Below are 409 nucleotides of genomic sequence, written 5' to 3'. Positions count from 1 at the left end.
GGGTGCAATCAGCTCGCGGCTGTAGCGGCCGGCGGCTTCCAGTTCCGGCACCACGTGACGGACGAAATCGTCCAGCCCTTCGGCCACCACCGCAAAGCCCAGAATGAAGCCGTCCGCAGCCCCCTCATCCAGCCAGCGGATGATTTCCGCCGCCACTTTTTTGCCGCTGCCGACAAAATTGCTGCCCGGCGTGGCTGCCTCCAGCGCAGCCTGACGCAAGGTCTGGCCCTGTTCGCGGGCGCGTTGCTTGATGCGGTCGGTGGTGGAGCGGAAGCTGTTTTTGCCGATATCGCCCAACTCGGGGAAGGGTTCGTCCAAGGGGTACTGGCTGAAATCATGGTGATCGAAGAAGCGGCCCAGATAAGCCAGCGCGTCCTCAATGGACAGCAGTTCGCGAATACGCTGGAAC

The 409-nt window shown here is 62.6% G+C and carries 1 pseudogene; it reads right to left on the bottom strand.

Features of this window, described 5'->3' with window-relative positions:
* A pseudogene (locus JHD59_RS22300) lies at positions 1-409 on the bottom strand (hypothetical protein); the annotation flags it as partial.

Origin of the sequence: Chromobacterium sp. ASV23 (assembly GCF_016428945.1) — a bacterium.
Taxonomy (GTDB): Bacteria; Pseudomonadota; Gammaproteobacteria; order Burkholderiales; family Chromobacteriaceae; genus Chromobacterium; species Chromobacterium sinusclupearum.
The sequence above is the reverse complement of the archived record's forward strand: the minus strand, read 5'-3'. Positions and strand labels throughout refer to the sequence as shown.